Here is a 1,528-nt window from a genome sequence, read left to right on the forward strand (position 1 = left end):
CCGGTGATCTGTGCGCCGCCGGTGTTGATGAAGTTGTTGACATCAATGTTGCCCGTGGTGGCAATGAGCGAGCCCACATTGATCACGGCGTTTTGCCCGAACATCACACCATTGGGGTTCATCAGCATCACTGTTCCGTTGGCCGAAAGGCTGCCCAGTATTTGGGAAGGGCTGGCGTCACCGGTCACGCGGTTCAGCATGGCCGAGCTTGCGTTGGGCTGGTTGATCTGCACCATCTTTCCGGGGTTGATGTCGAACGAGCCCCAGTTAACCACGGCGCGGTCGGTTCCCTGGTTGATGGTGAGCTGGTTGCCCGAAACCGAGCCTGAGGCCGTGCCGGAAAACACCGTGCCGTTCTGGGGAAGGCCTGCGCCACCGGCGATGTCAACCGGCCAGCCTGGCGGCGAGAACAGCATGGCGACCGCCGCCGGAAGGGCCTTCAGCGCAAAAGATCGCCGGCGCCGGCCGGAAGTGGAAGCACTCGGGGAGTTCAGCTTAGCGTTCATGGATCACCTCTTGAGGCAAAGAAAAGTCATTGAACAAATCATCAAAAGCGCACCAGCAGCGTGCCCAGCAGCCGGGGGTCTTTTCCGTGGGGCTGGTAACTCGCGATGGGTTTGGTCAGGGGCCAGGCGATCTCCACCGCAGCCACCACGTTCCGTGGAAGGAAGAGGCGAGTCCCCAGCCCTGCCGATGCCAGGCTCTGGCTGTTGGGCATGCCCACACAAGTACAGCCCACCGTCCAGACCTTGCCGATGTCATAGAAGGCAAAGAGCTGCCATGACCTGAAGCCCGCGAAGTCCGAGGAACCGGAATAACGAGGTTCGGCGCGAAACGCCAGCCCGCGCTCACCCACCAGTTCAGCAGGCTCGTAGGCCCGCCCAAACCGCCGGCCGCCCACCGCATATTGCTCCGACGAAAGCAGGGGGGTGTTGGCCCACTGCCCGCTCAGGCCCAGCGTAAGTGCAAGGTTCGAAGCAAGAGGCTGGGTACGCTCGTAATCGAAGGTAAGTTTGTTGAACACCCCTTTGGCCCCTGCCCGGCTTTTGAGCGGATCGGATTCCTGGGTGCCACCCAGTCCCTGGCTGAAATCCACATCCAGCGAGTTCTGCCCGCCCAGGCGGTCAAGCACTCGCCACCCAAGCCCCAGGCGCAGCACACGGAGATGATCTTCAATTACCCGGGTGCCCAACACATCGGTTTGCACGTCGGTGTGCTCATACGTTGCCCTTGCAGTCACGCTCTCATTGCGGGTCCGAAGCAGCGGATACGCAGCAGAGACCGTCGTCGTGTCCGCGTTGCCACGCATATCAAACGGCGTCAGGATGTCGCCCGGACGTGTGCGAGCCCTGGACACGGCAGCGGACAGTTTGAGACCCTCTGTCGTGACTACCTGGCTATAGGAAATTTGTGCATAGGCCAGCTCGGAGTTGCCGCTGCTCATGCCCCGAAAGCGCCACTGGTCGTTGACGCCCAGCAACTGGTTGATGTTCACTTCCACGCCGATCTCGGCGGGGCCGAGGTATTT

At 61.4% G+C, this 1,528-nt stretch carries 2 protein-coding genes; both read right to left on the bottom strand.

Annotated elements, in window-relative coordinates; translation table 11 throughout:
- On the bottom strand, positions 1–506 hold a 506-nt coding region (locus tag AC1D1P_RS23005), incomplete at its 3' end, for a two-partner secretion domain-containing protein (RefSeq protein WP_477674591.1).
- Between the two features lie 41 nt (positions 507–547).
- Positions 548–1,528: ShlB/FhaC/HecB family hemolysin secretion/activation protein (locus AC1D1P_RS23010; RefSeq protein WP_477674592.1), on the bottom strand; the 981-nt coding region annotated here is incomplete at its 5' end.

The sequence above is a fragment of the Polaromonas sp. P1_E1_2 genome, assembly GCF_056406035.1.